We start from the raw sequence: 1,179 nt of genomic DNA, 5'->3' as shown, positions 1-1,179 counted from the left end.
CCGGGATGCCACCGCCTACCGCACCGCCGGCCCGCCCGCCCTGACCAGCGCCACCTGGGCCCGGGAGCTCAACGAGGTCAAGGCCCTCGGCTCGGCCGCCAGCACCGCGCGCACCGTGGACCAGACGCAGGCCGCGCTCTGGTGGCACGACCGGCGCCTCGGCGAGTGGCAGATCAAGCGGGACCTCGCGCAGAGCCGGCGGCTCAGCCCGCTGCAGACGGCCCGGATGTTCGCGATGGCCGACATCGCCAACGCCGACGCCCTGACCGCCTGCTTCGCCGAGAAGAAGCACTGGAACTTCTGGCGCCCGGTGACCGCGGTCCAGCTGGCCGACACCGACGGCAATCCGGCGACCACGGCCGACCCGGCCTGGACGCCGCTGGTGGTGACGCCGCCGTTCCCGGACCACACCTCCGGGCACACCTGCTCGACCTCGGCCGTCATGCTCGCGCTGCGCACCTTCTTCGGCCGCGACGACCTGGCGTTCAGCGCCTACAGCGCCGACTCGGGCACCACGCGCTCGTTCACCAGCTTCTCGCAGGCGCTGGCGGAGGTGGTGGAGGCCCGGATCTGGGCGGGCGTGCACTTCCGCAGCGCCGACGTGCAGGGGGCCGAGGTCGGCACCCGGGTGGCCCGGGACGTGCTGGCCCGCGAGTTCCGCCCCCGCCGCTAGGAGATCAAGCGAACAAGCGGCCCTCCACTGTGGCCGCCACGGGTCCCCGGCGCAGGGTGCCGTCGTTCAGCGGGGTGCAGCGGATGCCGCCCTTGTTGCGCAACGCCCGCCAAGCGCCGGGGCCGATCGTGGTGTCCAGCCACGCGCACGGGTTGGCCCGGCGGCGTACCTGCAGGGCCACCGGGCCGTCGCCGGAGTCCAGGACCAGCACCGCGCCGACCAGGTCGTCGACCGCGATGCCGCGGACCAGGATGTTGCGCCGCACCTGGACCAGGTCGGCGCCCGCGGGCAGCGACTCGGCCGCGATGACGGTGATGCTCGCGTCGCGGTGCGCCTGCTTGCCGAAGTAGCGGTCACCGACGATGCCCAGACCGGCCCGGATGCGGACCTCGTCCACGAGCTCGCCGGCGGGCGCGGGCGCCGGGCCGTCGGCCGGGCGTCCTTCGAAGCGATGAACGGGGGAGGCGAGCAGCTGGACGATCTCCGGCGGGGTCGGCACCCCGGAA

At 74.5% G+C, this 1,179-nt stretch carries 2 protein-coding genes; one reads left to right on the top strand and one right to left on the bottom strand.

The features are described from left to right. Window positions 1-673 (top strand): vanadium-dependent haloperoxidase (locus tag AB0C29_RS49490; protein ID WP_360835476.1); only part of this gene is annotated, 673 nt, incomplete at its 5' end. A gap of 4 nt (window positions 674-677) precedes the next feature. On the opposite strand, the gene AB0C29_RS49485 is transcribed toward AB0C29_RS49490, so the two are convergent. Next, a complete protein-coding gene (locus tag AB0C29_RS49485) occupies window positions 678-1,172 on the bottom strand; it encodes a molybdenum cofactor biosysynthesis protein (protein ID WP_360835478.1) in 495 nt (164 codons plus the stop codon). Window positions 1,173-1,179 lie beyond the last annotated feature (7 nt).

It is taken from the genome of Actinoplanes sp. NPDC048791 (assembly GCF_040650095.1).
In the GTDB taxonomy this organism is placed as follows: Bacteria; Actinomycetota; Actinomycetes; order Mycobacteriales; family Micromonosporaceae; genus Actinoplanes.
Note: the sequence above shows the minus strand (reverse complement) of the source record. Positions and strands in the feature narration are given on the sequence as shown.